30 protein-coding genes and 1 tRNA gene are annotated in these 26,658 nt (G+C 59.6%); 15 read left to right on the top strand and 16 right to left on the bottom strand.

Features of this window, described 5'->3' with window-relative positions; genetic code table 11:
* Positions 1 to 9: 9 nt before the first annotated feature.
* The 3 genes from ABSB80_RS04665 to ABSB80_RS04655 form a co-directional block, all read right to left on the bottom strand.
* Positions 10 to 1,215 (bottom strand): MFS transporter, encoded by a 1,206-nt coding sequence (locus ABSB80_RS04665; protein WP_428368662.1) that lies wholly within the window; start codon positions 1,213 to 1,215, stop codon positions 10 to 12.
* A 226-nt stretch (positions 1,216 to 1,441) separates the two neighbouring features.
* The gene (locus tag ABSB80_RS04660; RefSeq protein ID WP_428368660.1) at positions 1,442 to 1,735 is read right to left on the bottom strand and encodes a hypothetical protein; all 294 of its coding nucleotides are present in this window, start codon (positions 1,733 to 1,735) and stop codon (positions 1,442 to 1,444) included.
* Between the two features lie 18 nt (positions 1,736 to 1,753).
* Entirely contained in the window at positions 1,754 to 2,839 is a 1,086-nt protein-coding gene (locus ABSB80_RS04655; protein WP_428368658.1) for a hypothetical protein, read from the bottom strand.
* Between the two features lie 199 nt (positions 2,840 to 3,038).
* Here ABSB80_RS04655 and ABSB80_RS04650 point away from each other — a divergent pair, with 199 nt between their 5' ends.
* Entirely contained in the window at positions 3,039 to 3,923 is an 885-nt protein-coding gene (locus ABSB80_RS04650; RefSeq protein ID WP_428368656.1) for a DMT family transporter, read from the top strand.
* Positions 3,924 to 3,955: 32 nt separating this feature from the next.
* On the opposite strand, the gene ABSB80_RS04645 is transcribed toward ABSB80_RS04650, so the two are convergent.
* From ABSB80_RS04645 to ABSB80_RS04630, 4 genes are all read right to left on the bottom strand, one after another.
* Positions 3,956 to 4,669 (bottom strand): hypothetical protein, encoded by a 714-nt coding sequence (locus tag ABSB80_RS04645; RefSeq protein WP_428368654.1) that lies wholly within the window; start codon positions 4,667 to 4,669, stop codon positions 3,956 to 3,958.
* 176 nt (positions 4,670 to 4,845) lie between these two features.
* Entirely contained in the window at positions 4,846 to 6,057 is a 1,212-nt protein-coding gene (locus tag ABSB80_RS04640) for an MFS transporter (RefSeq protein ID WP_428368652.1), read from the bottom strand.
* A 359-nt stretch (positions 6,058 to 6,416) separates the two neighbouring features.
* Positions 6,417 to 6,863 carry a UPF0179 family protein gene (locus ABSB80_RS04635; RefSeq protein WP_428368650.1) on the bottom strand — a complete coding sequence of 149 codons (447 nt, stop codon included), beginning with the start codon at positions 6,861 to 6,863 and terminating at the stop codon, positions 6,417 to 6,419.
* Positions 6,864 to 6,875: 12 nt separating this feature from the next.
* Positions 6,876 to 7,955 carry an NAD(P)-dependent glycerol-1-phosphate dehydrogenase gene (locus ABSB80_RS04630; protein WP_428368648.1) on the bottom strand — a complete coding sequence of 360 codons (1,080 nt, stop codon included), beginning with the start codon at positions 7,953 to 7,955 and terminating at the stop codon, positions 6,876 to 6,878.
* 11 nt (positions 7,956 to 7,966) lie between these two features.
* Here ABSB80_RS04630 and ABSB80_RS04625 point away from each other — a divergent pair, with 11 nt between their 5' ends.
* The 6 genes from ABSB80_RS04625 (at position 7,967) to ABSB80_RS04600 (ending at position 13,467) form a co-directional block, all read left to right on the top strand.
* Positions 7,967 to 8,815: a DUF63 family protein gene (locus ABSB80_RS04625; RefSeq protein ID WP_428368646.1), complete on the top strand. Its 849-nt coding sequence runs from the start codon at positions 7,967 to 7,969 to the stop codon at positions 8,813 to 8,815.
* Positions 8,808 to 9,374, top strand: coding sequence for a stage II sporulation protein M (locus tag ABSB80_RS04620; protein ID WP_428368644.1), 567 nt, complete (start codon positions 8,808 to 8,810; stop codon positions 9,372 to 9,374). Before ABSB80_RS04625 ends, ABSB80_RS04620 begins: the two co-directional genes overlap by 8 nt.
* 12 nt (positions 9,375 to 9,386) lie before the next feature.
* Positions 9,387 to 10,823 (top strand): proline--tRNA ligase, encoded by a 1,437-nt coding sequence (gene proS, locus ABSB80_RS04615; protein ID WP_428368642.1) that lies wholly within the window; start codon positions 9,387 to 9,389, stop codon positions 10,821 to 10,823.
* A gap of 147 nt (positions 10,824 to 10,970) precedes the next feature.
* Positions 10,971 to 11,681 (top strand): sugar phosphate isomerase/epimerase family protein, encoded by a 711-nt coding sequence (locus tag ABSB80_RS04610; RefSeq protein WP_428368640.1) that lies wholly within the window; start codon positions 10,971 to 10,973, stop codon positions 11,679 to 11,681.
* 117 nt (positions 11,682 to 11,798) lie between these two features.
* Positions 11,799 to 12,095 (top strand): hypothetical protein, encoded by a 297-nt coding sequence (locus tag ABSB80_RS04605; RefSeq protein WP_428368638.1) that lies wholly within the window; start codon positions 11,799 to 11,801, stop codon positions 12,093 to 12,095.
* A 58-nt stretch (positions 12,096 to 12,153) separates the two neighbouring features.
* The gene (locus ABSB80_RS04600; protein WP_428368636.1) at positions 12,154 to 13,467 is read left to right on the top strand and encodes a YcdB/YcdC domain-containing protein; all 1,314 of its coding nucleotides are present in this window, start codon (positions 12,154 to 12,156) and stop codon (positions 13,465 to 13,467) included.
* A gap of 26 nt (positions 13,468 to 13,493) precedes the next feature.
* Here the strand turns inward: ABSB80_RS04600 and ABSB80_RS04595 are convergent, their stop codons facing one another.
* The 4 genes from ABSB80_RS04595 to ABSB80_RS04580 form a co-directional block, all read right to left on the bottom strand.
* The gene (locus ABSB80_RS04595; protein ID WP_428368634.1) at positions 13,494 to 13,949 is read right to left on the bottom strand and encodes a hypothetical protein; all 456 of its coding nucleotides are present in this window, start codon (positions 13,947 to 13,949) and stop codon (positions 13,494 to 13,496) included.
* A gap of 158 nt (positions 13,950 to 14,107) precedes the next feature.
* Entirely contained in the window at positions 14,108 to 14,416 is a 309-nt protein-coding gene (locus tag ABSB80_RS04590; RefSeq protein ID WP_428368632.1) for a hypothetical protein, read from the bottom strand.
* Position 14,417: 1 nt separating this feature from the next.
* On the bottom strand, positions 14,418 to 15,311 hold the full coding sequence (locus tag ABSB80_RS04585; protein WP_428368630.1) for an Mrp/NBP35 family ATP-binding protein: 894 nt from the start codon (positions 15,309 to 15,311) through the stop codon (positions 14,418 to 14,420).
* 9 nt (positions 15,312 to 15,320) lie between these two features.
* Positions 15,321 to 15,809 (bottom strand): TrmO family methyltransferase domain-containing protein, encoded by a 489-nt coding sequence (locus ABSB80_RS04580; RefSeq protein ID WP_428368628.1) that lies wholly within the window; start codon positions 15,807 to 15,809, stop codon positions 15,321 to 15,323.
* A gap of 119 nt (positions 15,810 to 15,928) precedes the next feature.
* Between ABSB80_RS04580 and ABSB80_RS04575 the strand changes: the two genes are divergently transcribed.
* The 3 genes from ABSB80_RS04575 (at position 15,929) to ABSB80_RS04565 (ending at position 18,522) form a co-directional block, all read left to right on the top strand.
* Complete coding sequence (locus ABSB80_RS04575) at positions 15,929 to 16,381, top strand: YbhB/YbcL family Raf kinase inhibitor-like protein (RefSeq protein ID WP_428368626.1); 453 nt, start codon at positions 15,929 to 15,931, stop codon at positions 16,379 to 16,381.
* A 73-nt stretch (positions 16,382 to 16,454) separates the two neighbouring features.
* A complete protein-coding gene (locus ABSB80_RS04570) occupies positions 16,455 to 16,916 on the top strand; it encodes a YbhB/YbcL family Raf kinase inhibitor-like protein (protein WP_428368624.1) in 462 nt (153 codons plus the stop codon).
* 400 nt (positions 16,917 to 17,316) lie between these two features.
* Positions 17,317 to 18,522 (top strand): deoxyguanosinetriphosphate triphosphohydrolase family protein, encoded by a 1,206-nt coding sequence (locus tag ABSB80_RS04565; protein WP_428368622.1) that lies wholly within the window; start codon positions 17,317 to 17,319, stop codon positions 18,520 to 18,522.
* Between the two features lie 3 nt (positions 18,523 to 18,525).
* On the opposite strand, the gene ABSB80_RS04560 is transcribed toward ABSB80_RS04565, so the two are convergent.
* From ABSB80_RS04560 to ABSB80_RS04550, 3 genes are all read right to left on the bottom strand, one after another.
* A complete protein-coding gene (locus ABSB80_RS04560; RefSeq protein ID WP_428368620.1) occupies positions 18,526 to 18,723 on the bottom strand; it encodes a hypothetical protein in 198 nt (65 codons plus the stop codon).
* Positions 18,724 to 18,775: 52 nt separating this feature from the next.
* On the bottom strand, positions 18,776 to 20,806 hold the full coding sequence (locus tag ABSB80_RS04555; protein WP_428368618.1) for a protein kinase domain-containing protein: 2,031 nt from the start codon (positions 20,804 to 20,806) through the stop codon (positions 18,776 to 18,778).
* 87 nt (positions 20,807 to 20,893) lie between these two features.
* Positions 20,894 to 21,679 (bottom strand): FHA domain-containing protein, encoded by a 786-nt coding sequence (locus ABSB80_RS04550; RefSeq protein WP_428368616.1) that lies wholly within the window; start codon positions 21,677 to 21,679, stop codon positions 20,894 to 20,896.
* A gap of 242 nt (positions 21,680 to 21,921) precedes the next feature.
* On the opposite strand from ABSB80_RS04550, the gene ABSB80_RS04545 reads away from it, so the two are divergent.
* The gene (locus ABSB80_RS04545; RefSeq protein WP_428368614.1) at positions 21,922 to 22,080 is read left to right on the top strand and encodes a hypothetical protein; all 159 of its coding nucleotides are present in this window, start codon (positions 21,922 to 21,924) and stop codon (positions 22,078 to 22,080) included.
* A gap of 354 nt (positions 22,081 to 22,434) precedes the next feature.
* On the opposite strand, the gene ABSB80_RS04540 is transcribed toward ABSB80_RS04545, so the two are convergent.
* Entirely contained in the window at positions 22,435 to 23,385 is a 951-nt protein-coding gene (locus ABSB80_RS04540) for a hypothetical protein (RefSeq protein WP_428368612.1), read from the bottom strand.
* A 441-nt stretch (positions 23,386 to 23,826) separates the two neighbouring features.
* On the opposite strand from ABSB80_RS04540, the gene ABSB80_RS04535 reads away from it, so the two are divergent.
* The 4 genes from ABSB80_RS04535 (at position 23,827) to ABSB80_RS04520 (ending at position 26,103) form a co-directional block, all read left to right on the top strand.
* Positions 23,827 to 23,897, top strand: a tRNA-Gly gene (locus ABSB80_RS04535).
* Between the two features lie 8 nt (positions 23,898 to 23,905).
* Positions 23,906 to 24,589, top strand: a complete 684-nt coding sequence (locus tag ABSB80_RS04530) for a DUF5612 domain-containing protein (RefSeq protein WP_428368610.1) — start codon at positions 23,906 to 23,908, stop codon at positions 24,587 to 24,589.
* Positions 24,589 to 25,161: an L-threonylcarbamoyladenylate synthase gene (locus tag ABSB80_RS04525; RefSeq protein ID WP_428368608.1), complete on the top strand. Its 573-nt coding sequence runs from the start codon at positions 24,589 to 24,591 to the stop codon at positions 25,159 to 25,161. Before ABSB80_RS04530 ends, ABSB80_RS04525 begins: the two co-directional genes overlap by 1 nt.
* A gap of 9 nt (positions 25,162 to 25,170) precedes the next feature.
* The gene (locus ABSB80_RS04520; protein ID WP_428368606.1) at positions 25,171 to 26,103 is read left to right on the top strand and encodes a nucleotidyltransferase domain-containing protein; all 933 of its coding nucleotides are present in this window, start codon (positions 25,171 to 25,173) and stop codon (positions 26,101 to 26,103) included.
* A 34-nt stretch (positions 26,104 to 26,137) separates the two neighbouring features.
* Here ABSB80_RS04520 and ABSB80_RS04515 read toward each other — a convergent pair whose 3' ends face one another.
* Positions 26,138 to 26,506 carry a hypothetical protein gene (locus ABSB80_RS04515; RefSeq protein WP_428368604.1) on the bottom strand — a complete coding sequence of 123 codons (369 nt, stop codon included), beginning with the start codon at positions 26,504 to 26,506 and terminating at the stop codon, positions 26,138 to 26,140.
* Positions 26,507 to 26,658 lie beyond the last annotated feature (152 nt).

Below are 26,658 nucleotides of genomic sequence, written 5' to 3'. Positions count from 1 at the left end.
ACCTCCGCGTCAGTGACCCGATGGCCCGCTGCCGTGCGGGTTCCTGGTGGTCCAGACAAGGAGGAGCGTTCCCGCCGCAGCGATGACAGCGGCGACCATGAACCCGGCGCTGTACCCCACGAAGGTCCAGATGAACCCGATCATCACGCTGGATACGAGATCGCCGACCCCGTTCATGGTGGCGAGCGCCCCGAAACCGAGAGCCCGGGAATCTTCCTCCACCATCTCGCCGGCGAGGGCGCTTTCGAGGGTGTCCTCGGCCGCTATGAAGAGCCCGCACATCGCGAAGAGAACCCCGTACGCAACCAGATTCACCGGGGCGAGAACGAAACCGATGAAGGTCGCGACTGCGATGGCATACCCGAGGATGAGCATCGGCCTCCGCCCAACCCGATCGCCAAGCGATCCGAGGGGGTACGATGCCCCGGCATAGACGATATTCCGGACGAGGTACAGGCCTGCACCCGCCGCGGTCGCCGTCATGAACCCGAGCGAGGGGGTGAGACTGACGATGGCAAATGCGATGAGCAGGGTCTGGGAGAAGTCCGCAATCCCGAAGACCAGCACCGCGGAGAGGAACGCCCTGAACCGTGACGGGAGTCCCTTCAGGGAGGCAACAAGGGGAAGGGGCCGCGGGTGCGGGGCAGTGTCCCGCTCGCGCAGGAAGAGCCAGATTGCGACGAACGCAAGGATCCCGGGAATGACCGCCAGCCAGAGGATCTCCCGGACACCTATCGATGAGACGAGGACAAGGGCGATGGCCGGCCCGGCGACCGCCCCGAGCGTGTCCCCGGCCCGGTGAAACCCGAAGGCCTTGCCGAGATCCTTCTTCTCCACCGATTTCGAGAGGATCGCGTCCCGGGAAGGGCTGCGGATCCCTTTGCCGATCCACCCGACGAGCCTCCCCGCGAGCACGACGTACCACGAGCCGGCGATAGCAATGATCGCGGGGAAGACGGCGGTCGCGACCGAACCTCCGAGGGCAAACTCCCGCCGCCTGCCCAGCTTGTCGGCGAAATATCCCGAGAAGAGCTTGACGAAACTGGATGCCCCGTCACTCAGGCCCTCGATGATACCGAGGGCAAAGACCGGCGCACCGAGGATGATCAGGAACGAGGGGAGGAGGACGGTCACCGACTCGTACCCGAGATCGCCAAAGAAACTCGCTATCCCGGCGCCAAAGACCGTCCGGTTCAGCCATGCCGGCCACTTCATACACGTACATCGGGCGGCGGTACCTGATAAATGCTGGGGATTTTGGTTTTGTTAAGGTAGCAGCGGGCGACTGATCTTTCAGCTCATTACCATATCCTTGTCAGCCGCCAACGGTCAGGATCCGCGTAGGGGGGATCCGGTATACTTATCCGCACGTTATAATCCACAACAATCGCACATCAGGGTATGATTTCCTTCACACAAATTCACAGATTTTCCCATGCCTTCAGATGTATCCTGCTTTCCGGAGAATTGCCGCAATACCGAAATATCCTGCACTGATGAGAAGATCGGTTTTCATTTCGGTCAGGATGAACGGGTAGTTGCCGGCACGGTATGCACCATAGACGAGGAGACACCGGTACGCGATCCAGACAATAAAAGAGACAAGGAAAGCGTACCCGATGCCAATCCCGATGCACCACGTGACCGCGAGCCTGTCCATGGTATGACAGCCCAGCGCCACGGGTTCTTCCCCGCTCGGATCCTGGATGCTGCTCTTTCCGAACCTTTTCTGCATAGTTCCTGCACATCCTGATCAGAGATGCTCTGATAACACGTCCTGATAGAGCCGGTGGACATTCTCTTCAGTCGTTGTCATCGAAGGAAACCCGGAGAAATTGGCAGCCCGACGGATATCCCGGAGAAGCCGGAGACGGTACTGGCTCTGGGAGAGAAACCATCCTTCGTTCCGGTAATACCTTGAGAGATATTCCTGTTCCCACTGCCCCGGCGTCGGAATAAAGAGCCCGCTTCCCAGTCCGGCTTCAGCAACATCCATCATGGTTGTATACCCGGAACGGCTGATGATGAACCGCGCCCGCGACATGAGCGACGATTTTTCCCGGCTGGAAATATAGGAGTACAGTACGGTTCCGTCATCCAGCGTGGTAACCCGGTCGGTTGCGGGTTTACCTAGCAAAACAACTTTCCTGCCGGGAAGGTGCGGGATCTGAGGAAGGAGGATCTTCTCAAGGGCCGTACGCTGGGGTTCCATCCCCGATATGATGATCAGGTAATCGATATCTTTTTTCACCGGTTCTTTCCGGACGCTGGCGAGGATTCCACAATAATACATCCGATCGCTGAGTGCAGGAACACAGGTCCGGGAAAGTTTTCCTGCAAGAGCGCCCCGGTCCGGGGTGTTGTCAGGCACGACAATCGTAGTGAACCGGGAAAAGGCATCGGCCTGAACGCAGACGCCGAGGAGTTCGAGCGGCCACGCGATCAGGGGAAGGCTCTGCTGCAACTGGTGGGTGATCTGGATCGAAGGCACCTGCCGCGAAAAGACGCCGGAACGGGAATCACTGATAATGAGATCGAACGCATTTTCCGAGAATATCTTCTCTGCTCTTTTCCGTTCCGACAGGTACGCTTCGATAAGACGGGGTATATACGCCGTATACGTCGGGAGGAAGATCCTGCCGTTGTTGTGGGGAATGGGGTAATCCTCGAACGGGATAAACCCGCATTCAGGGCATTCTTTTTTCAGAAACGCAAGGGCGTTCCCGCTGGTTCCAATGGTGACATCATGCCCGTGGGAGAGCAGTTCCCTGATGATCGGTACGTCACGGGATGCGTGGCCCAGTCCCCAGTTCAGTGGTGAAACAAATACTGATCCCATTCGTCGCTGTTCCTTTCAATGGTATCGCTGGCTAATCCCGCATCGGCAAAACCGGTCAGAGGCGTATCACAGTATTTTTTATTTGAACTATATATACACTTTCGAAAACATAGAGTAGGGCACAATTACAATCTGAAATAAACAAACAGTATACCGAAGATACCGTTGATATATCATGAATGGTTCCAGCCGACCGTGGATGCGGGACCCTGTTACCGCAATTATTGCGGCAGCCGTGCTCTTTGGGATTACCACACCCGTCCTGAAAGTACTGCTCTCTGCAATCGCGCCCATCCTCCTCGTTGCACTCCTCTCGCTGGGTGCCGGCGGGGGGGTCCTGTGCTGGCTAGCCGTGAGCGAACCCGGTTTTGCCGGACTGGCACTCCCATCCCTGCGCGGCAGAGAGCGGTACTGGCTGGCAGGCACGGTGGTGATCGGCGGCCTTGTCGCACCGTTCGTGCAGTTTACTTCCCTTGCCGTGACTCCTGCAGCCGCTGCGTCAGTACTTTTGAACTTCGAGATCGTGTCGACGGTACTTATTGCATACCTGATCTTTCGCGAACCGATAGACCGGAGAACCGGTGTCGCACTTGCCGCAATCCTCGCCGGCAGTGTCCTGTTGAGCTGGAACGGGGGCAGTATCTTTGATTTTTCAATCGGCGCTGCCGGTATCATCCTTTCCTGTCTCCTGTGGGGTCTGGACAACAATTTCATGGGGCGTGTCTCAGCGCTCCGGCCGGGTATGATCGTCGTGGTCAAGGGGCTGTGCGGCGGGAGCATCGCGTGGGTGCTGGTCTTCCTTCTCCACGAGCCGTTTCCCGGATGGATGCCGATCGTGTTTGCCCTGGTAACCGGTTTTCTCTCCTTCGGTGCGGGCCTTGTCCTGCTCATCTCGGCACTGCGTTCCATGGGTGCGGCCCGGGCCGGCGCCGTGTACGCCGCCGCCCCGTTCATCGGATGTATTGTCTCCCTTCTGCTCTTTGCCGATCCACTCGGGAACCAGTTCTGGGCTGCACTGCCCCTCTTCATTGCCGGTGCAATGATCGTCATCCGGGACCATTGGGCCGGCCAGGGACTGAATTAGGCGAATACCGGAGCACCAGGTTCACCGGATCATCATACCGCGAGCCTTCGCCTGTCAGAACCAAGGAATGTCCAGGTCACCGCGACCGGAAGGCGGATCGGCCGCGGTTCCTGCGATGGCGCCCGGATAGTAAACGAATGGATCTGGGTCTCGCACATCTGCATGCACGCAGTGAGCATTGAGAGGGTGACTGCCGCGACCTCCTCGCTCTCCCTCCATGCCGGGTCGGTGCGGATGCATGAATCGAGGAACGGAAATTCTTTTACGGCCTGCCGGGCAAGGTGCGCGGCGCCATCTCCGATCCGCTGTGTGAATTCCGGGTGAGGAATCCGCCCGTCAGTTATATCCTGGAGGGCGCGGCGGAAGCAGAACCCGTCCCGCATGTTCCTTGCTACATAGTCTTCATAAACGGAATGATTCTTCTGGCATAACGGCAGCAGCGGGAGGGCATGCCACGGGTTGCCCGCATCCTGCAGGAAGTGCATCGCATGGCCGAGTTTCACCAGTGCGCCGGTCTCCCGGGCAGAAGTACCGGCCTCACGTATCGCGTCCCGCGTCAGTTCGCCGGCAAAAAAGGAACAGAGCGGCATATAGTGCCGCACCTTGTCAAGCATGCCCCAGCCGTCGGGCACCAGGACACTCCGCCTGAGGATCTTCCGCTGGGGCCGGGAGAGGCCCCTGCGGAGAGCTGCAACATCGGCAAGATCCCAGTGGGTCAAATGTGTCCAGCGTTCAACGGCTTGCATGATGTGAATAGAGTTTATTGCTTAAATATATACTAAAATTAGAAAATATATATACATTTCCCTTTCGGTGAAAGAATGTGAACGAAAAAGGCGGATGTTCCAAAGAAGGAAATTCAACCACTTCCGGACCTGGCAATTTTTTGAAGGTCCGTAGTACTGTCAGAACCACCTCCCTCTTATCTCAGTCTTTTTATCCTCACCATCGCGAGGACGCCCGCAGCCGATGGCAGCGCGGTACTTGCCATCGCTCCCTGCCACCCGATGACCGGCACGAGGCTTTCGGTGATCAGGGGAGCTGAAAGGGCGGCGAGCCCGACCATCAGGTTCAGGATGCCGGATGCGGGACCGGCGTGTTCCGGGCCGACGATCTCCCGGGGTGAGGCAAAGACCATTGCCGGCGTCATCCCCCAGACAATCCCGAGGACGGCAAAAAAGAGTGCCCATGGCAGGAAACCCCGGCCAAGGAAGAAGATCACCGCGCAGAGCAGGAGCCCCGCCGCCATCGATGCAAGGATAAAGGTTCTCCGGGTGCAGAACCTGTCCGACACCATGCCGGTGACCGGGGCTGCCCAGATGATCATCGAGACGGGGAGGATCGCAAGCACGGACGCCGTAAAGAGATCAAACCCGAGAACCGTCGTGAAATACGCGGGTGCGAGCGACGTTATCCCGAGCATATAATAGTTGACCGCGAACCATGCGACAGCAACGAGCCACATCTCGCGGTCGAGAAACACGGACTCAAGGCAGTCATGGGAGAGGCAGGCCGCCCGCTCATCGGCGAAATACCCCCCGGATCGCATTCCGTCGTCCGCCGGTTGTTTTGCGAGACCCGCCCAGAGGACGAGGGACGCGATCGCAAAGAGCAAGGAGAACCAGAGGACCGACATCCAGCCGTACGAGGCGATGAGGACCGGGGCGAGTACGAAGATGAGCAGCCCTGATACAGGGAGTGTCGTCGACCAGATCCCGGTCGCAAGGCCCATTTCGTCCTTCCGGAACCAGATGGAAAGGGCGCTCACCGGCCACGTGAATGCCATCCCGAAGCCCAGGCCCGTGATGAACCGGCCGGTGAAGATCCCCCAGAACGTCGGGAACCCTGCCGTGACGATGGTGCCGAACAGGATCGTCCCGAGGCAGGCGATCCCTGCAGATTTCCAGCCGAGCCGGGGGGAGAGGATCGCAAACGGTATCGCCATGATCGAGATACCGATACCAAAACCGGTCATGGTGGCGAACCCGACATCGGAGAGGGAAACACCGAGGAAAACGGTCAGGACGGGGAAGAGCGGCGGCATCGCAAAGAGTGCGATCGGCCCGGCCATGCCGGCGACGAACGCAGCGAAGAGAATTGCCCAGCGGTACCGGTAACTTTCGCTCCCCTGCACAGACGCACCCCGTAATGCAATGCAATGGTAGCCGGGATTATTTGTAAGTTTCGTCAAACAATAACAGGACCCCGCGGTGCCGGACCGGCGGGCCCCTCCTGCCCATCAGGCTGCCGGAAAAATCCGGCCCGGAAACCGGATCCGGACAATGACAGGAAGGGGGGATTACCGGGTCTGATTCAGGAGATACGGCACTTTCATAACAGGGGGCGCCACGGCAGGAAGGGCAGACCGGAGGCGCAACCCCAGGGCGTGTCAGGGGATTGGATTATCTCACGAGTTCCGTGTCCATTATCCGGCATAGAACGGAAGGTGAAAATGCAATGAATAAAACAGAATGCTGGTTCCAATCCTTATCCTTACGCCGGGCGGATCTCCACCAGCTTCAGGGGCCGCCCCTTCTCGCAGATGTCCGGGGCATTGCCCAGCACCTCGGTGACCACGTACTTCTCTCCCTCGACCACACCGTCGGGGCGGCAGAGCGAAAAGCTCCGGCAGTCACTCTTGTAACAGGAGAGCTCGGGCTTGATCTTGGAGTTGACAATCGCCATCTCGGGACTGATGAGCATCGTCACCGGGGCCTCCATCACCTCGACTGCAGTCGCACCGTTCAGGTGGACATTGCATTCGTGGTGGGTGGTCCGGACCGAGACGATCCGGTATTTCCTTCCCTTCTGGAGGTTGTGGCAGGCCTTCTTCACCTTACAGATGTCGCAGGCAGCGACCTCTCCCTCATAGATGAACTCCACCCCCTGCTTTGCGAGCACGGTCCCCACCAGCGTCACCTTTGTCTTGGATTCTGCCATGCAGTCGTCACCTCACTCCTTGTAGAGCATCTGCACGAGGGTCTCGGCCGACTCCCGCGTGAGCCCCATATCGAGTATAGTAAAGCGCTCAGGACGGATATCCTTTGCCATGAGGAGGGCCTCGACCGCGGTCGCATCATCGATGCCGACCTCCGCTGGCGTCACCGGCGCCCCGATGCTCCTGAGCGAGGAGCGGATGCTGCGCCAGTCGCCCCCGTGGAGGTACATGGTGATGATCGTCCCGATCCCGCAACTCTCGCCGTGCAGCGCCTTCCCGGGTGCGAGCCGGTCCAGGGCATGGGAGAACTTGTGCTCCCCCCCGCTCGCCGGGCGGGACGAGCCCGCGATGCTCATCGCGACACCGCTGGAGACAAGCGCCTTGATCACAATCCATGCCGACTGCTCCTGGTGCGGTTTTATCAGGTTGGCGTTCTTCACCAGGATCTCGGCGGTCATCTTCGAGAGGGCCATGGCATATTCGCTCATCGGCTCGCCTTTCACCCGGTGTGCAAGTTCCCAGTCGAGGATAGCGGTATAATTGGAGATGACGTCCGCACAGCCGGCCGCGAGGAGGCGGTGCGGAGCGGAGGCGATGATCCCGGTGTCGGCAACGATGGCAATGGGAGGCTGTGCCTCGAGCGACGAGTGGCCTTCCTCCATGGGGACCGAGGCCCGGGCGGATGCGATGCCGTCATGGGACGCCGCCGTCGGGACCGAGATGAACTGGAGGTCGAGGTTGTACGAGACAATCTTGGCCGTGTCGATCACCCTTCCGCCCCCGACCCCGATCAGGAAGTCCATGCCGGATGCCGCCTTCTCCGCGTCCTTGATGACCCTGGCGCTGATCTCCCCGGCAAGGTAGGGGGTGACCTCGTACTTTTCTGCAAGGACGGCCCTGACCCGTTCGCCGGCCAGCCCCATCGTGCCCCTGCCGGAGACGAGCAGCGCAGAGCGGCCGAGTTTCAGGTCGTTGCAGACCGCGGGGAGCTGCCCGAAGACATCGTGCCCGATCACCACGTCGCGGGGCAGCTGCATCCACTTGGACTTGTCAAAGACCCTGGGTTTGAGTAATTTTATTGCATCTGCGCTCATTGTACTCATGGATGATTAGTGATTTCCTCTACAAATATTACATTGATCCCATACGCTACGAGCAGCCCTATAATACCGTGGAGACCATCACCTACGCGCTCATCCTCATCGTAGCGGTGTACCTCCTCTACCGCTGGTTCAGGAAGTCTGGGTTCCCCCTTGACGGCCCGTTCGTGCTGGCCACGATCCCCTATATAATCTTCGGCGGCGTGCTCAGGGTGGTCCAGGACACCCACATGATCCAGGGGGATATCCAGTTCGCGATCGTCACCCCGTTCATCTATTTCGTGATATTTTTTTACACCTTCGGGATGCTCCTCCTCTCGCGCTCCCTCGAGCGGCAGGGCCTGTGCGACAGTTACCTCAAAGTCTATGCCGGTATCGGTATCTTCTCAATCTTCTGTGCGGCGCTCGTGCTCATCGCGTGGGCAACGACCCATACCCGGATCGACCTCGTCGTGCTTGCGATCATCCTGCTGATGGCAACGGTATCGACGCTTCTCGTCTTTGCCTGCATGCGGTACCTGCTGCGCTGGGAGTACGTAACCGACCCGCTCTACATCACGCTCCTCTTCGGCCAGCTGCTGGACGCCAGCGCAACCAGCTACGGCATCGACTTCCACCCCTCGGTGCACTATATCGAACAGCATGTGGTGGGGTCGGCCCTGATCGACTGGGCCCACACCGCGTTCATCATGTTCCCCCTGAAACTGGCGGTCCTGTTCCCGGCGATCTACATCATGCAGATGTACCGGAAAGAGGCGAACCCCGCGTTCTGGCACCTCGTCCTCCTCGCGATGATCGTGGTCGGGTTCGCGCCTGGCATCCGGGACATGGTACGGATGGTCATTTATGTCTAATTCCGCACTGACGAATGCCATCATCATCACATTCCTCCTCTTCTTTACCACGCTTACGGTCGGCTGGCTGGGGTCGGCACAGAACCCCGCGATCGGCCAGAACCTCATGACGCTGTTCGAGAAAGAGGTTGCCGGGCAGATGTCGACCAAGGACAGCGTTGACATGTTCCTCAAGCTCTTCGCAAACAACTTCGAGGCCTGCATCCTCCTTTTCCTTGGCGGAGCTTCCTTTGGCATCCTCACGATCTTCATCATGAGCCTGAACGGGATCGTGATCGGTGCTATCATGGAGATCGTGCACCTTGACCATTCGCCGCTCTTCGTGGCCGCCGCGATCCTCCCGCACGGCATCTTCGAGATCCCGGCCTTCATCATCGCCGGGGCCCTCGGGATCCTGCTGGCCCAGTCCCTGACCGCGGAATGGTACGGGAGCGGGGACGCTGCAGCCGATGCGGGAAAATATGCCCGGACCTTCCTCCTGTACGTCCTGCCGCTCGTTGCCGTTGCCGCGTGCGTCGAGGCATTTATTACGCCGGTGGTCATACATCTAGTAGCTTAGAGGATTTTGTTCATGGACGACGATGCGGGCGCCCTGCCGCTGAAACAGGACTTTTCCGGATGGTTCAACGATCTCCTGTGGCGTGCCGGGATCATGGACGTCCGTTACCCGGTCAAGGGGCTCTATGTCTGGTACCCGTACGGGTTTGCGATCCGCAAGTTCGTGTACCAGCGGCTCCGCGACCTGCTGGACCGGGACCACCAGGAGACCCTCTTCCCGCTGCTTATCCCCGAGCAGGAGTTCATGAAGGAGGCGGAGCACATCAAGGGGTTCGAGGACGAGGTCTACTGGGTGACCCACGGGGGGACGACCCCGCTAGACGTGAAGCTCGCCCTCCGGCCCACGAGCGAGACCGCGATCTACCCGATGTACGCGCTCTGGCTCCGCTCGCACGCCGACCTCCCGATGAAATATTACCAGATCGTGAATACATTCCGGTACGAGACAAAACAGACCCGCCCCCTGATCCGGCTCCGGGAGATCACCTCGTTCATGGAGTCGCACACCGTCCACGCCACGTGGGACGAGGCGGAGGCGCAGGTGGAGTACGAAATCGCCCTCACCCGCGAGTTCTACGATGGGCTCTGCATCCCGGTGACCATCTCGAGGCGCCCGGACTGGGACAAGTTCCCCGGCGCCGATTACACGATCGCGGTCGACGCGATCATGCCCAACGGCAGGACCCTCCAGATCGGCACCGTCCATCACCTCGGCACCCACTTCTCGAAGACCTTCTCGATCCAGTACGAGGACCGGAACGGTGAGCAGCGGCTCGCAAACCAGACCTGCTACGGGATCTCCGAGAGGTGCATCGCGGCCCTCATCAGCCTGCACGGCGACGACAAGGGGCTCATCCTCCCTCCCGCTGTTGCACCGGTCCAGGCAGTCATCGTCCCGATCACAATCGGGAAACGGCATGAAGACGTACTCTCTGCTGCGCAGAAGCTGGAGGGAGACCTCAAATCCGCAGGATTCCGGGTGAAGACCGACACCCGCGACATGCGGCCCGGCGCGAAGTACTACTGGTGGGAGCTCAGGGGCGTCCCGCTCCGGCTCGAACTCGGGCCGAGGGACCTGGACGCCGGGAAAGTGATGGCCGTGAAGCGGACCGGTGAAAAGAGCCAGATCGAGCTTGCGACCGTCACTGACGGCGTGACCCGGATGCTCGCCGAGATCACCGCTGCCATCAGGGCCCGTGCGGAGGAGCACACGCAGTCGCACCTCTGCACCGTGGACTCGATGGAGGCGCTCGTAGCCGCCCTCAATGACGGGAAAGTTGCGGTCGTCCACTGGTGCGGGCAGCGGGGCTGCGGGGACGCGATCGAGGAGAAGGCCAGTTCGAGCATCCTCGGGACGGACGTGCGCTCGGAATACATCACCTGCACGGAAGGGTGCTGCATCGTCTGCGGGAAACCGGGGAAGGCGACGCTGGTCGGCAGGACGTATTAACCCCCCAACCCGCACCATCCTGACTGGAGGGGGGGTACCTCATCCATCTTCAGAGGGGTTCCTCTCTCCCTACCTCACCGGGCATGGGAGGGGTACCCCCCTGCCCACTCCCATACCTATTTATCCCGTCTCACGCTACCGCTCATGATGATCGGGATCTCGACCTACTGCCTCCTTGAGGAGCCGCTTCCCGTTGCGCTGGACAGGCTCTCCGCCATGACCACCCTCATCGAGGTGATGGACGAGGGCCCGCATTTCGTGGACGACCCCGGTCTGTTCGCGAGTTATTCCGGGGACTTCGTCTTTCACGCCCCCTACCACGGGATCAATGTCGCGTCCCTCTTCGAGTCCATCCGCAGGGCGAGCGTGGAGGTCATGATCGACTGCTTCGCGGTTGCGGCAGAGATCGGCGCTGCCGTTGTCCTCCACCCGGGATATTTTGCCTGGGATCAGGAGCGCGGTCAGGCCGACCGGCAGTTCAGGAAGTCCCTCGACGAGCTCAGGGAGGCAGCAGAGGAAAGGTCGGTCACGTTCTGGTTCGAGAACATGGGAGACATGCACTTCTTCAACCTCCGGACGCCGGAGGACCTCGGGTTGATCGACGGGAGCGGGTTCACCCTCGATACCGGCCATGCGAACCTCAACCACTGCCTCGCGGGGTTCCTCGATAAGGGGTTTGTGCACATGCACCTCCACGACAACGACGGGAGGCGGGACACCCACAGCCCCGTGGGGGAAGGCACGATCGATTTCCGTGCGGTAATGGCTGCACAGCAGCGGGAACGTGCGACTGCGGTCATCGAGGTCAGGACGCTGGACGGGGTCATGAAGAGCCTCCGGGCACTGGAAAACCTGTGAGCGGGGTTGACCCGACCCACCCGTTTCGTGCCCCGGGCGGAACGGACACGGGAAGCGAAGATCTTCCGACAACAAACCTGTTGGCCATGTCGCCCGAACAGCTGCTGGGGAACAATCATGGGTATTGGGAGAGGTGGGGCGGGGCCCGCCCACGTGATCATCGCATTCCTTATGGCGATAGGTCTCGTGGCGGTGCCTGCTGCCCTTGGAGCGGGACAAGGTAGCACTACGGGGATGCAAAAGTTGGCGGGCGGCCCGGACCTCAATATAAGCGCCGGTATCCTGAATGAGTCGGCGGTACCGGTGCAGTTTCGCCCTGCCCCGGCGCCGGTCAGGATCTTCGAACTCGAAGTAGGCGGCCCGACCATGCCCGGCCCGCTATCATGGGGCATCCCGTATTTTTCCGGGCGGTAAGCCCGGTCTTTTTAACCCCTGCAGGGAATATGGTAGTACGAAGCATGGGGCGGCAGCGATGAGCGGGGATTCCGAAGACTTCGACAAGCCATACCTGCCGGAGCGCTACCGGCAGAAAGTTATGATAAACCGGCGGCGGCGCCTCGTCAGGCGGGCTATCCTTGGCGGTATCTTCATCGCTATCATTGCGGCGGCAGTTCTATTCTCCGGCGTCCCGTCCCCCGGCTGGGTGCATGTACCGGCACTCTCATCGCAACAGCCTGTGACCGTGCCGGCTCCTCCCGCGGCCACCATCTCCCCTGTCCTGAATGTCACGGCGACCCCCGCACCGGGTTTTGTCGTCGGGCCCGGTGTCCCATCGCAGCCCTCTGCCGGGAATATCTCCCTCGCAGACGCGGTTGTGGCACTCCGCCGATCCTACCCGGCGGAGGAGTTCGCCATCCTCAGCGTCAACCTCTCCACTATGTCAGGCCATACCCTGTTCGGGTTCGTCATCCGCCCGGTCAGTGGGGGAGCCGGGGACGAGTCCACGGAGTTCATCGATGCCGCGAGCGGTGAGTCCTGGACCCCCGGGCAGGACACCTCACCGGTATCGGCAGGACAGGCAAAATTCATCGCGGGATCGGTGTTCCCCTCCCTGAACCCGGACAGGGTTGACGTGCGGTACAGCGATGATCCCAAGCGGGGGAAGATCTGGGCGTTCACTCTCTCTTCCGGAAATACACAACTCCTGAACGGGAGCATGGATGCCACGTCCGGGGGGATCGCCACGTTTTCCCTTACGGTCCCTGCCGCCGGCAGGCCGGCAATCCCCGTTTTCAACCTGCAGCAGGCGCAGGATATCGCCGGCAGCTACATCTCCGACCACACGATCGGCGCCCATCCCGTCAATTTGACGGTATCCCGGTACGAGCCATGGGGGACTGCGGCCAGCCCGGTCGCAGGGGAGTACCGCTTCACCTACAGGCGGATATATTCGGGGTACCCCACTGACGAGGACGGATTCATGGTGGCTGTCGACGCTGTCAGCGGGCAGGTGATCGGGTACGACCAGCTCTGGACAACGCAGGACTACTCGTTCGCCGAGACCATGGGGCCGTCCCTGACGAGCTATGATGCCGGGGTCGCCGTCATCCGGGCAGCAGGGAACGTATCTCCTGGGTCCACGGCGAGTATCCGTATCCTCTCGGAGGAGATCCTCTGGCAGAACCGGCACCCTCCCGGCATCATCCAGCGGCCGGGCAGCATCCCCCTCCGCTGGAAGGTGGTCTTCGACGACGACATCATCCGGGCGAACGCATCCCTCCCGGCCGCGACCGGCTGGGTCGATATCCGGACCGGCAATGTCACGGAGCTGGACTACCGGCACTGAAAAAATATAAACGTCTGTTTCGGGTTTCAGCACCGGTCGCAGACGTACTCGATCGCAAGGGCTGTCTTCCGCATGTCGCCCCGGATCTGCTTTTTCCCGCCGCGGAAGAACCAGCGGTTACATTTCGAGCAGCGCTTGGGCATGACACGGGCCAGCGCCTTCATCGGGATCTCGAGCACGAAGCCGGTCTTGTCCCACTCCTCGGGGGGCTTCTCCACATTCTGCTCATAGGTGGAGACGAACTCCATGATCTGGTGAGGGGGAACCCCGAGGTCGACGAATTTCTTGAAGACAAAGTAGTTGAAGATGAGCCACGAGAGGTCCGAGCGATCGAGGATCCCTTCGTACTCCCCGAACGACTCGTCGAACTCCTCGAGCGAGCAGCCGCACAGGGGACATTTCCCGCCTACGAGCTCGTCGAGAAACACCTCTTCCTGGCACCCCGGACAGGTCGTGTGAGGGGATTGCATACGTGATGTCATGGTAGCTCCGGTCGTGGTTGACGTAGGGTATTCATCCGGGCCGGTAGAATGATCCGTCCCGGCAATGGTATCTTTCCTAGTATTGATCGGGTCTGCACATATAGGTATCACCAATGCACATTTTCCCCGATAAGTGCTTTCTGGTCGGGAGGAAAAAGTCAGTCCGCGGATGGCTCCGTGGGCTCCATGATCAGCGACCCGAAGATCACTTTCTCGAGGACCTGCGCGACGAACTTGATGTACATCGCTTTCTCGAGGTCCTCGTTCCGGTGGATATCGGCATACAGCTGGAGCCTCATCAAGGAAAAACGGAACCGGTCGAGCGTATCGTCATCAAGTCCCATCGCTTCCCGGTAGATCGGTTCGAGGAGGTCGGGGAACACCTGCGGGTTCTCGAGGCACGCCACCACGCCCTTGTAGATCGGGAGCGGCTTTTCCTTGCCGGTCAGGACCCGCTGGAAGTCCATCTTATCCCTCGACAACCCGGATCAGCTCTTCCATGACCTTGTCCACGCTCTTCCACGTGGGGCTGTCGCCGCGGCGGATGATGAACGGGCGGCCCTCGTCCCCGGCCTTGCGCATCTCGATATCGATCGGGATGGCTCCGAGGAACGGAATACCGAGCTCTTCAGCGATCTTCTTCCCGCCGCCCTTGCCGAAGAGGTCGATCTCTCCACCACAGTGGGGGCAGAGCATGCCGCTCATGTTCTCGATGATCCCGATGACGGGGAGGCCGAGTTTCTCCACGAACTTTGCCGATTTGCGGGCGTCCAGCGTGGCTACGTCCTGCGGGGTGGTCACGATGACCGCTCCCCGGACATTGGGGGCGAGCTGAGCGATGGTGAGGGCCTCGTCGCCGGTCCCCGGGGGGAGGTCGACCACGAGGTAGTCGAGGGAGCCCCAGTTGACCTCGGAGAGGAACTGCTGGATCGCGGCCATCTTCATGGGCCCGCGCCAGATGATAGGAGTGCTGGTATCAGGCAGCAGGAACGCCATCGAGATGACCGAGAGCATGCCGGTGACATGGACGGGCTCGATCCGGTCGCCCATCACCTGGAGCTTGTGGTCCTCGATCCCGAGCATCTTGGGGATGTTGGGGCCGTGCATGTCGAGGTCGAGGAGCCCGACCTTCTTGCCATGGTTCGAGAGAGCGTAGGCAAGGTTGACCGATACGGTGGACTTGCCGACCCCTCCTTTCCCGCTCAGGACCATGATGACGTGTTTCACGTCGATCTCTGCCTTGGGCGGAAGGCCGGCCGCCCCGCTCTTTGCTGACGGGCATGTGCCGGCAGTCGGACAGCTGGAGCACTCTTTTTCGCACGTTTCATCCGGCTGCTGGTTCTGGGAATTTCTCTTTGCCATCAGGATGCCTCACAAAAAACCAATCTGTACTTTCACCAGTTGTCCCTGCAAGACAATAAAGGTGGGAGATCGGGGCATCCCGTCAGGCTGCAGAGTCAGTCCGGGATGCAGTCGATTCAGCTGGATACGGCCTGATGCCGGTGAGTGGCGTCCCGTCCAGCCCGTCAGGCAGCCCCGCACCACGAGCCGTTTGCCTTCCTTCCTGACGATGTCGGCTACGCAGAGGCCGGGGGGGTTCGGGCGGTCCGGGGATCGGGTGGCAAAGACACCGTGTTCTGTGCCGGTTCCCGGGGATATCGCAAAAAGGGTGTACCGGTCGGCACGGCCGGGCCAGTAGAGCAGGACGAGGCAGGGATGCTTCCCCACGTCCAGCAGGCCGTCGGCAAATTCCGGCGGTATCCCGATGGGCGGCTCCCTGTCCGAAAACCTTCCCTGACGGGGGGCTTTCCCCCGCCGCGGAACGGCGAGCGGATCACACCGGTTGGCCGGAGTTTGCACGGAGTGCGGAATCCTTCTGCAATATTCATACACAAATCCATTCCGTTCCCGGACATCAAGGTTCTGGTGGCAGGTGAAGGAAAGGAACCTTCATATCTTCCTGGGTCATGGTCGTTCTCATGGAGCGCCTTGTTGCCGTGCTCGACTTCCTGGAGTTTCCCCCTACGCACACCTGCGATGGTGAGAACCTCTCGCCGCGGATAACGCTGAGGGAACTGCATGCAGCCTCGGTCGCGGTCATGGTCTTCAACCCGTTCGAGAAGTCCTGCTGTTCGTTCACGCCATGGATCTGCTGGAACCTCCCTGCTCAGCCGGTCATTCCGGCCGGCATCCCCCACGAAGGGGTCGTGACTGTACCGGTCCTTGCTGTGCAGGGCACCACCGACTATGGCACTGTCGGCTACACCGGCCCCTGCCCGCCACCGGGGCAGATGATCCGGTACCAGTTCAAGGTCTACGGGCTGGATGCCATGCTTGACCTCGCCCCCGGCTCGGACAAGCACGAACTCGTCGCCGCGATGAGAGGGCATGTCCTTCAGTTCGGAGAGACTGCTGCCGTCTGTTCGCGATAGCGATCGGCTGCCTGTCCCAAACGTCATGTTTAAGAGCATATCCGTGCTTATTGCCTGTAACGGAGGTTTGGGAATGGAAGAACTAAAAATAACGATTTCAGTCAAAATTCTCCCCAGCGACTACACGTGCGACGGCGAGGACCGGTCGCCGGAGATCGGGGTCGGCGGAGTGAACACGGCACTTTCGAAATGCCTTGCCATTATCCTCACCGACCCGGACGCTCCCGGCGGGGGTGGGTTTGTCCATTGGATCGCGTGGAACATGGAACTGGCAAGGCTCATCCCGGAGAAGATCCCCAAGACCCCGGAAGTGACGTTCCCCATGAAGGCGGTTCAGGGGAAGAACAGCTTCGGCAGGATCGGGTACAACGGCCCCTGCCCACCGAAAGGGCAGACCCACCGCTACTTTTTCAAGGTGTACGGGCTGGACGCTGAACTGCCGCTGAAGGGCGGGGCGACCAAAGACCAGCTGGCGGGGGCCATGCAGGGACATGTCGTCCAGTACGGGGAGACCTATGTCACCTACGGGAGGTAAATTGCAAACCAGAAAACCTTTTAAAAATTTTCCGGATTTACGAGGTCTCCCCGCCTCAGGGCCTCTCCGAGGCACGGTGGTTCACACAAAAACCTCATTTTTTGGTGAATTTTCCGGTAATTGATCCGCCGCGGGGGCGCCCCGTCGGGGGCGGCGGCGTTCATCGTATCGGAAATGTAAGTGTACTCATCTCGTCGAAATATCTGAATAATGTGTTTTGGCGGAATATCGAGTGCTCTCTGAAAAGCACATCCTTACAATTATCTTGTATTGGACGATAAACCATCTGAATCTTCGATATATATGTGTGCAAAATTTTCCCACGTCCACCATTTTCATTTATTTTCCTTTTCATTCCGGCACCACCCTTAATACCCCCCGGCACTGACTCTCCTCCGGCATGAAAAAACCGTCACGGACACGAGTGCCTGATACGGGACTGACTTCTTCCATCAAGGCTATGTCGCAAAAACGAGAGTCGCTCCTCTCCCCGCTCGCAACTACGGGCGCCGATGCGGTCCGGAGGCACAACCGGACACCGGATGATATCCGGACCCCCTATTCACGCGATGCAGACCGGATCATCCACACCCGGGCGTACACGCGGTACATTGACAAGACCCAGGTCTTCTTCTTCGTGGAGAACGACCACATCACCCACCGGGTCATCCACGTCCAGCTGGTCTCGAAGATTGCACGGACGATCGGGCGGTGCCTCCGGCTCAACGAGGACCTGATCGAAGCGATAGCACTCGGCCACGATATCGGGCATATCCCTTACGGCCATTTCGGCGAGTCCTGCCTCTCTGAGATATGCGGGCAGCACGGGATCGGGAAGTTCTTCCACAACGTCCAGAGCGTCCGGTTTCTCGACCAGATCGAGGACTGCGACCTGACCATGCAGGTGCTGGACGGCGTCCTCTGCCACAATGGCGAGGCCGACGATGTCCGGATACGGGCAGAGCCCGGTACCGGCTGGCTCGCGTTCGACAAGAAAGTGCAGGACAACGCTGACGGAAGGCGCTCCCGCTCGCCTATGACGCTCGAGGGATGCGTGGTTAAGTTCGCCGACACCATCGCGTATATCGGGCGCGATCTGCAGGATGCCCGGGAAGTTGGCCTCATCGGGGCCGGCGAGGAGATCCCGGAGCGGTCGAAAGAGGTCCTCGGCGGGACAAACCGTGAGATCATCAACACCCTGATCTACGACCTGCTGGAGAACAGCGAGACCGAGAACGAGGGATACATCTCCTACAGCAGGGACGTCGAGTCCGCCCTGATCGCCCTGCGTACCTATTCAAGGGAGCGGATCTACGACAACCCGGTCCTGACCGCGGAACGGGGCAAGATCCGCCGGATGTACTCAACCCTGTTCTTATCCTGTCTCGAAGATATCGAAAGGGACGATAAAAGCGCAAGGATCTTTACGGATTTTATCGCGTCAGGCTGGACCAGTTCCCGCTATCTCGCGTCTGCAACGCCTGCCGAACTGGTGAGGGACTTCACCGCCGGTATGACCGACCGGTACTTTGCAAAACGGTACGAGGAGTGCGTGATCCCCCGCAGGACCGAGGGTAAGTTCTGCAGCCAGCTGGAACGGACCTGAACGTCAGTCGTATTTTCCCTTGGGCTCAGCCCAGCCGGTGAACCCGCAGTAGATGCAGCCCACGCCCTCGCAGTGCCGGCAGGGCCTCTTCGGGGCGGCGACAAGGACGGTCCCGGTCCTGCTGCAGTAGATGCAGCCCTCCCCCCCGCAGTGTCCGCAGGTGGCGGGTTCGTAGGTCTTCCCGTTATCCGTCACAACCATCCACCTTCATTCGCATATCCTCGATAGCCGTTACCGGCAGCAGAGCGGTACATCAGTCCTCGTCCTCGTCGAGGTAGCCGTGGAGGGCATCGAGGAGTTCTGCCGTGGACTGGTAGCGCTGAGCCGGGTCTTTCTCAAGGCACTTCAGGATGATCTTCTCCACGGCCTCGGTTTCGGGGTTGAACTCGCTCGGGGCGACCGCCGTCTCCCGGAGGATGGCATTTCCGACCTCCACGATGCTCTCGCCGCCGAACGGGATCGACCCGGTCACCAGTTCGTAGAAGACCACGCCGAGCTGGTAGATGTCCGTGCGTTCGTCCGTCCTCCCGAACTCAGACGGGGAGACCTGTTCCGGTGCGGCATAGGAGAGCGAGAACCCGGCAACGCTCGACTTTTTCACGTCGGCCGCAAGCACCTTGCTCATCCCCCAGTCGGTGATCTTGGGCACGAGCTCCTCGGTGAGGAGGATGTTGTGGGGCTTGATGTCCCGGTGGATGAACCCGTGCCCGTGGGCGTAACGCAGGCCCTCAGCCACTCCCGTGATGAGGTGGACCGCCTTCCAGACCGGCATGGGTTTCCCGACCCCCTCGAGCGAACCGGCCACGAACTCCATCTCCACGTAGGGGACCGGCAGGATATTGACTGCGGTCACCTCGACGATATTGGGGTGCCGCAGGGTCTCCCAGGCCGCGATCTCATTCAGGAAACACTTCCCGGTCACTTCGTCAAAGCTGATCGGGATCTTGACCGCCACTCTGACACTGTCCGATTTGCGGCAGGCAGAGAAGACCCAGGCGATCCCGCCACGCCCCACGAACCTGATACCAGTATACTTGTTCTCAAGTTCCTTTGGGAAGTAATTCTTCTGGTCGGTTGCGGACGGGAGTGGTGATGAAGCCGTCTCGTCCACGTGGATGGTCCTATCAGCGGGGAAAGTAAGCAGGGAACGGGTGCGCCTGGCCACGGTATTGAGCACACGGGTTACCGTGGAAGCTGCCTGGACCCGGGCATCGGGAGGAGTACCCCCCTTTTTCCGGGCAAAGAAATACACTCCCACGGCTGTTGCCGCAACCAGAAGCAGGGAGACGGCAAGGCCGGCGCTCCCGAAGGGGAACTGGCCCTGTGCTGAGGGCGCCGTTGTCCTTGCCGGAACAGGCGCAGAGGGATTCTCTGAAGGGAACGTACTGGCGGCAGGGACGATGGGCATGAGCGCTGAACTTTGGGCAACACCGGTATAATATTCCGGCGGGTCCATCAGGGGGAACGAATCAACGATATCCTGCGGGGCCCCCCCCGGACCGTTCCTGCCGGCCGAAAGGCTGATGACATAGGGTGTATCCCCGATGCCATTGCCATTCTTGTCCTGGCCGTAATAGTCGCTCCAGTAATTGCCCATCCGGCTCTCTTCCATCAGGCCGAGATACGTATACGTGAACGGGGCGGGAGAGCTCCATACGGAATCAGGGCTCTTCGAGACCACGTTTTCAGGATTGACGAACGTGTTCCGGTATATGGAATTTGCGAGCGAACTTTCGTCCAGGGAGATCCCGACAGTATTTTTCTGCAGGACATTCTTCTCGATCAGATTCCCGCTGGAGGACTCGAGGGCTATGCCTGCCTTGTTGCTGTCGGAGATCTCATTCCCGGTGATAGTGTTTTTTCCGCCCGAGACAATTGCGATGCCCTGCGCAGTGTCCCGGATGGTATTGTTCTGGATTGTGTTGCCGTCCGACATGATCCGGATCCCGCCTGATGAGGTACCTGACTGCACGGTGAAACCCTCGATGGTGCACCCTTTGGCAAGGACCGTGATGGCATCTCCCCGCCCGGTCTCGATCACCGGGGCTCCGCCTCCGGTATCAACACCGATCAGGGAGACCTGCCTGTCAAGTTTCAGGTTCTCCGTATAGGTCCCGCTTTTTACCAGAATGGTGTCCCCGCTGGCAGACCAGTCGATCGCATCCTTGATGGTGATGAAATCGGCACCGGATGGGGCGACGGTGTGTTCTGCTGCCGTGACCGGCAAGCACAGGAAGGCAAGGGTAAGGGCGATGATGAGCAGGGAGGGGAGAAAGCGGCGCATCGGGATCACAGGGGGGTCAGAAGGTCGTGGGTGCCGGTGCGGCATGAAAAGCGGGGAAGCTTGTTCCGGGTACGGAGACAGGATACATCAGCTATTCCCTGGAAGGATCAGCAGCAGTTTCACGCCGGAAATTCCTTTTGCGAGCTCGATGAGGTCACCATCCCGGACCGGGGTCCGGACATTCTTTTCGAGCTTCGTGTTGTTCAGCTGGGTCCCGCCGGTACTCCCGCAGTCTTCGATGAACCAGGTCCCTTTGTCATGTACGAGCCTGCCATGCGGGCGGGAGACGCGGGTCACGGCAGTGTAACTGTCGGAGAGGACGATATCGGAATCAGGGCGGTATGACGAGGCGTGTTCCGGGTCATTCCTGCCGATGCTGACTGTGCTGTCCCGCAGTGAGAATACTTTCCCGTCGTCAGGTCCGCCAAGCACGATTGCTGCGGGGACATTTCCCAGCACTTCCTTCGAGAGGGTGCCTTTTACTTCGCCGAGACGTTTTGAGATCTCGCTTCCCACGACCTGGACCCGGGTATTGGAGAAGAGCCCGAGGTTCCTGACGATAACTTCCATCCCGCCGGGGACGAGAGAATATTCCCAGACCGGGTGTATTCCCTTGGACGTCGGGGCGCCAAGGCCGGCCTCTTTTTTGATGACGCCTATACTCAGGAGCCTGTCGAGATGTTTTTTGGTATTTTCATAGCTCGTCTCGATCTCTTTTGAGATCGCCCGTGCGTCGCGGGGCTTTTTCCCGAGGAATTTCAATATCCTGAGCCGTGCGCTGCTCGAGAGCACATCAAGATATTCCGAGAGCTCCTCCAGCGAATCGGCTCCTTCATGGACAATTATCGTGGGAGACTTATCCGCGGAATCCATAGCACCCCATCCGGATTCTCTCTGTTGGTGTCACCATGTAGTCACCGGAAGATTGGGTCATGACGGTTTATATTACCTCCTCACAGGATAACCACCGTGGTTTTCTGTTGAACCCCGCGGTTATACCAACAAACCAGGACGATTTGGGGTATTTATCTGCAGGAGCAGAAAAAAAGTATAAGCAGGTGATGCACGAGCACAGTTCGGAGTGTCACCGACCCAGGAACCGCAAGAAGGGGGACATGGACATGGACACAGGCAAGATCATCATCGGGTTCTCACTCATCCTCCTGCTCCTGTTTCCGCTCGAGGACCGGACCCTGGTGGATGCAGCGCAGACCCTGCCGCCATGGACAGCACGGGATTCCCCGTCAGAAGTCACCTGCCCGTTTGAACGATGACCGCCCACGTACATTCCCCCTCCTCGCTGCAGAGGGCCAAGAAATCAGCCAGCAGTACACCAAGATCGCCCCGTACATCCGCGGTAATCTCTCTCTCCAGAGGCCGGGAGGGATACGAAAAGATCCCTGCCGGGTCATACATGCAAAGTCTCCACTTTTTTTACGATCGTCCGGCGCCGGTCACGGTGAAAAGAATGGCTGTAAACCGCTGACCTGAACCCTTCCGTTCCCGGCAGTGTTTGTCATCAGGCAATTCCTCGGACCGTACGGATAAATCCGGTGCTGCACACACCGGGAAAAATACCTCAGCCGAAGGCCCGGCGGGATTTTCAAATGGGGGAACACGGGAAAAAGTTATTTCTTTCTCACCGGAAGAAGCCAGCTGCAGAGGGCTGCAATACCGAGTGCCGCAATGGCAAGGACTCCCGGCAAGGGGGACTGCGGGGTGGCCGTCGGGTATGGCGTCGGTACCGTCAGAGTCGGTTTATGGGTCGTCACCTTTGTCAGGGCCGATCCGGGAGCGGGGGTCTGAGTCAGGGTGGCGGCGAATGTCGGCACCGGCGTAACCGTGGACGGAGTGGTCAGGCGGACACTGTCGATGTATCCCTCGGCATAGATGTACATCTGCCCGTAATCGCCTATTGAACCAAGGTAAATCCGGTCCATCCCGTACAGCGGGTCGATAGTATTGATGAAATAGCCCCAGATCTCAGTTCCGGTATTCCTATCGTTTACCCTCATGCTGAGGATATTCGTAACGTTATCATAATTCACGGTAACGTGGTACGTCGTGTTCACTTCGTATTTGGCAGTTGGCCCCTCGTACGCGATGGTGCCGCTGGTCAGGGTATCGTCATGCTGACTGTCAACCTCGACCATCTTGTTGCCGGGCGTGACCATGTGCAGCCACATGATCTGGCCGAATTTGGCGTTGGTAAATTCTGTCAGGACATTGGGGCCTTTGCCCGGGTCCATCTCTGCTCCAGAGAAGCCGAGGCGGAAGGTTGCACCGTCGTCGATCCGGGTGAACATGACATCGTATTCAAGCGTGAACGGGCCCCCGTTATAGTTGACTTCCGTATAGGCATAGGCGCCCGTGCTTGGTTGTATGGAAAAATGGTACATCCCCCGGTTCGGGTCCCAGTAATCGGTCGACGGGTTGTTCGTGATCCACCGGGGATCCGTTGAGAACGTGCTCTGGTAGATCACGTTCACCTGCTGGTTGTCGTCAGCATGGAGCGGCGGCACGATGGCCAGCAGGCAGACTGCGATGAAGAGGTATATGAGAAATTTCCGTAGCGTCATGATATTCTCCTGTACTGACTTCCCGGGAGCTGCAGGAGCTGCGGGGCTCCTTCAGGCTTGCGGGTAGGGTTTCCCTGTCGTCCTGCCGGAAAGGGGACTGAAAAGGACTGTCGTGTATGTACTCTGTCCCGGTTTTCTTAATAATATCGAAAAGAGCCAAAACAAAAGAGATCGTGCCGGCTGTTGTCTTTCTTCCCGCGCCCAACTCCAGGACCGGGGCGGGTCCCAGCTTGGTTTTATAGTGTTGAACAGAACAATTATGACCAATTGTAGCCTCAAAAGGGGCGGAGATTGGTCTATTTAAGAAGTAGCTGTGTTAACACTATTTGAGAAAACCCAAGTTGTAATAAAAGCCGGGTTTTCGAGTATAAATGGGAATCCTTAAAAAACACTATATTTATGTTAAAAACACGCAATATAAGAGAACAGCAACATCACCGTGCGATAATAGTCTAGCGGTAGGACAGGAGCTTCCCAAGCTTCTAACCCGGGTTCGATCCCCGGTTATCGCATCATTTGCATGGAATCTGAACCTGAGCGCTCGGCAATCCGGATCATAGCGGAAAACCGCAGGGGCGTCCTGCGGGACATCGCCACGATCGTTGCCGATCACGATGCCAACATCGTGATGATCAACCAGGAAGTCTTCGATTCCGGGCCGTACATCGGCCTTGCTGAACTCTATTTTGAATACGAAAGTGCTGAGGTCCGCGATCACGACCGCCTCATCAGTGACCTGAATAGCATCGCCTCTGTCAGGGACGTCAGATCCTACCAGCCGTTCGGCCATATTTTCGGGTCACGGGTGATCATCATCGGCGGGGGGGCACAGGTTGCCCAGGTCGCGCTCGGTGCGGTGAACGAGGCAGACCGGCACAACATCCGCGGCGAGCGGATCTCGGTGGACACCATCCCTCTCGTGGGCGAACGGACGCTCGCGCTTGCGGTGGACGCAGTCGCACGCCTGCCCCGGGCGTCCATTCTCGTGCTGGCCGGTTCGATCATGGGGGGGGATATCTCGAAGGCAGTGGACCGCGTCCGGGAAGCGGGGATCCCGGTGATAGCCCTCAGGATGGCGGGAACCGTGCCGGACCACGCCGACCTCGTGGTCACCGACCCGATCCAGGCAGGCGTATTTGCCGTGATGCACATCTCCAGCAAGGCTGTCTTCGATATCAACCGCGTCCGCGGGCGTGAGTTCTGATGGACATCATCGAAAAGGCAGTCTCCTTCCTGATGCATGACGGGATCGTGGTCTATCCCACGGAGACGGTCTACGGTCTCGGGGCGGACGCGTTCTCCGATGAGGCCATCCTCAGGGTGTACGAGGCAAAGCAACGCCCGCTCTCGATGCCGGTCTCCATCGCAGTTTCGGATTTTGAGATGCTTTTCTGTGTCTCCCGCACCGAGCCGTGGATGGAGGATTTCATCCAGGCATTCCTCCCCGGGCCGGTGACCGTCGTCCTCCCCGCCCGGAATTGCGTGCCGGAGATCCTCACCGGGGGGACCGGCATGATCGGCATCCGGATCCCTGCCCACGATATCGCGCTTCGGCTGATCGAACGGTTCGACTCCCCGATAACGGCGACGAGCGCAAACCTCCACGGATCGAAGGACCCCCGGACACCGGACGAGTGCACGGTCCCGAGGGACCTTCTGATCGATGGGGGCATGCTGCCCGGGGTGCCGAGCACGGTGGTCGATCTCACGGGACGGACAATCGTGCGAAAGGGGGCCATGGCAGACAAGGTCGAAGCGTTCCTCTCGGGGAATTGAGGCCGGGATATGCCGAGACCTGTCCGCCTTCGCGATTTCATTGAAGATGAAGACGGGTGGCTCTACGCGGTCTCCACGTATGACAACGATGAGCGGATTGGGTGCGTGCTCAGGTACGTCCCTGATGAGCAGGGTGAACGGGTCAATGCGGAAGGCAGGCACTATACCAAATACGATTTTGAAGAGGCCTATGACCTCATCTCCCGCCGTAAGCCGCAGTATGCCGGGCTCCTCCACCACGTCCCTCACGGGGACGTGAAGAGGGTACTGAAACCCGATCACGAGATCGGGCGGATCGCCGCTGCCCACCCGGGAGTGCAGAAACTCGTCAGCCTCTTCTCGCTACCGGCGGGTACTGTCGGGTGCACCGGCTCACTCCTCTGCGGTCTCGAGAACGAGAGTTCGGACATCGATCTGGTCGTGTACGGGAGGCACTGGTTCGAGGCGCAGGCCCGGGTCCGGGAGGGAATCCGGAGCGGCAGAATCAAAAAACTCTCCGGACCGATGTGGAGGAAGGTGTACGAGAAACGCAGACCCGAGATCAGCTACGAGGAATTTGTTCTCCACGAACAGCGGAAGTGGAACCGGGGGCAGATCGGGGGGACCTATTTCGACATCCTCTACACCCGGTCCTACGACGAGATCCGGAGAGCCCCTGCAGGCAAGGGGACAGTCATCGGGAAGATGACCATCGAAGCAGACGTGACCGATGCGTCGCTTGCCTTCGACAGCCCGGCTGTCTATGAGGTGGAGCACGAATCGGTCTCCCGGGTCCTCTCCTTCACCCATACCTACAGCGGGCAGGCGCTCGCCGGAGAGACCATCGAGGCCTGCGGCGTCTGCGAGCGCCACGGCGCCGAGCTCTGGCTGGTCGTGGGTACGACCCGGGAGGCCAGGGGGGAGTATATCGTCTCGAAGACCCTCCTGGGACATCAGTTCTGACTGCTGAGTGCGGGATACTTTTGCACACGCGCACTCAGGAAAGGGCAGCGACCTTTACTTCATGACGTTTCAGGAAGGGATGATCCGGGATCTTCGGCCGGTACCAGACTTCGATGCAGTCTTCGTACTGGCGGGGAAGGTATTCAAGGGACGCGACGAACCGGAACTTCCGGAGGATGTGCTGCATGATGGGGCGGGGCATAACAACCCGTACATCGTACCCGATAGACAGCCAGGTCCGGATCAGGTCCTGGGTATTGCCCTCGCAACGGCGCCGTGAGATGATGTAGTGGAGGTAGAGCCGGTTGTCGTCCCGCACCTCCAGCCAACCGGAGAAGAGATCTTCAGAAAATCCCAGCGCGTCACCCTCCGGGGTGCCACTCTCGATCCGTTGTGCTCCCATGTGATTCGCCCCTATTTCTTCTGCGGATCTGATTGTTGTTGAGGAAGCCATAAAAGGAGGAGGAATGCGCACTGTGAAAGTGCCGAATGCAGGGAACACCCGGGGATCAGGAAAGTACAGACCAGTGGGGGGCTCAAGGATAACCCCGGGGA

This window comes from Methanoregula sp. (assembly GCF_050010295.1).
Classification (GTDB): Archaea; Halobacteriota; Methanomicrobia; order Methanomicrobiales; family Methanospirillaceae; genus Methanoregula.
Note: the sequence above shows the minus strand (reverse complement) of the source record. Positions and strands in the feature narration are given on the sequence as shown.